The organism is Polaribacter sp. BAL334, assembly GCF_015767435.1.
Classification (GTDB): domain Bacteria; phylum Bacteroidota; class Bacteroidia; order Flavobacteriales; family Flavobacteriaceae; genus Polaribacter.
This window is the reverse complement of the sequence record NZ_JADWOV010000168.1, coordinates 1-580: the sequence shown is the minus strand read 5'-3', so window position 1 is coordinate 580 and position 580 is coordinate 1. Positions and strand designations below refer to the sequence as shown.

The 580-nt window shown below is 31.6% G+C and carries 1 protein-coding gene; it reads left to right on the top strand.

The features are described from left to right. Positions 1 to 437 (top strand): hypothetical protein (locus IU405_RS00880; protein ID WP_197436754.1); only part of this gene is annotated, 437 nt, incomplete at its 5' end. Positions 438 to 580 lie beyond the last annotated feature (143 nt).

Here is a 580-nt window from a genome sequence, read left to right as displayed (position 1 = left end):
TGAGTACCTCATCTCAAAACTTTAGCCCTCGAAAATTATCTATTTTAGTAACATTGTTATTCATAGTTAGCTTCTCATTTTCTCAACAAAACAATAAACCTTATCTCTTTGGTGTACCACCTGCACCACCATTTCAAAAAGCAGATGTTACAATTTCTATTTTCAAAAAAGATGGGTGTACTTTGGCTAAAAAGAAAATGATTGGCTATGTTATAAATATAAAAGAGGAGGGCTTTAGTGATTATGAATTGCTTATACAAGATGAAAAAGGGGTAAGACATAAATGCTATATCGATACAGATTTAACATCAAATTACGATTTAAGTATGTTGAAATATACCCTAATTCCAGGAAACAAAGTTGAAATGAAAGTAAAATATTGTGGCAGTGGTGGGTATATTTATGTGTTGCAAATTAAAAATCTTAAACGTAATTAAGAAACCACAGATTGTAATTTTAAATGACCCCGCTAGTGATAGCGTATCGCTCGTACCCACAAACCAAATCATCATTTTAAAACACCTAACAGGTTTCCAAAACCTGTGAGGTGTAACCTCTTCTAAAGAATAAAAATCAAAAT